The sequence below is a fragment of the Vibrio sp. 1401 genome (genome assembly GCF_033340295.1).
Genome location: NZ_JAWOWF010000399.1, coordinates 1 through 676, shown reverse-complemented (window position 1 = coordinate 676; position 676 = coordinate 1). Strand labels below are relative to the sequence as shown.

The following is a 676-nucleotide window of genomic DNA, read 5'->3' as shown; positions in this document are numbered from 1 at the left end:
GTCTTGGTGTTAGGTTTACATCTACTACTGATATGAAGGAGTACACGGTTAGTTCGGTCTGGGTTGATAATGGTTACCTTGTTGCGTCGTCGGGAGGTCGTTATTTCAATGCGGTTCATGTTAAGCCCTTTACTTCTTGCCCAGATGGTGAGACTTATAATCCTGAAACTCGACAGTGCGAGGCTTCTAAAAATCACTGTGAAAAGTTAATGGAAACAGAGCCAACTTTAGGTGTTTGGTGGAATGAGCAAGCTTATGGTCGTGACATGCTCGGTAACTTTTGGTGCGGTTCTGCCTCCAATTGTACTGCTCAACTCACTACCTTTGTTGGTTGCGATTCTGGAAACTGCTTTGCTGATGCGCATTATACTGGTGATGAGTGTCAACATGGTACGTTAAACGGTTTTTGTACCGATTCCAGTTGCTCTGCTGAGCTTCCTGAGCCAGAAAAACCAGACCCTGATAATCCAGACCCTGATAATCCTGACCCAGACAACCCAGACAACCCAGACGTTGACGACCCTACTCATAAACCAGATGACCCTACTGGCGGTGATATCGAAGACCCTAGCGTGCTCCCTGACGATTCAACCAATACAGTGTATCCACCGGATACCGAAGATGAGCCAGAAGTTGAAGACCCTGACACAGATGAAAACACTGACACGGCAGTAGT

The 676-nt window shown here is 46.6% G+C and carries 1 pseudogene; it reads left to right on the top strand.

Features of this window, described 5'->3' with window-relative positions:
* Positions 1–209: 209 nt before the first annotated feature.
* Positions 210–676: pseudogene (locus R7Z77_RS25875) on the top strand (hypothetical protein); the annotation flags it as partial.